The sequence below is a fragment of the Clostridium sp. AF35-15 genome, from assembly GCF_003477745.1.
GTDB classification, from domain to species: domain Bacteria; phylum Bacillota; class Clostridia; order Lachnospirales; family Lachnospiraceae; genus Otoolea; species Otoolea fessa.
In genome coordinates, this window is record NZ_QUDY01000031.1 from 302 (window position 1) to 556 (window position 255).

Sequence of the window (255 nt, forward strand, 5' to 3'; positions counted from 1 at the left end):
TCGTGTTCGGGATGGGAACGGGTGTGTCCCCTAAGCGCATCGACACCGGAAATTTCGTGTTGTAATGAGTAAGTGCAAAAACAAAATCAGAAACTGTGTTGAAAGTTTACTTTCATAAGCAGTTTTTGGTTTTCGGTTTTATAAGCGGCGAACGCCGCGACCGAGCGAACTTGTTCGCGAGGTGCACTTACGGACCTTAAACACTCAACAGTATATAAAACCCTTACTTCTTCTTCCTTAGAAAGGAGGTGATCC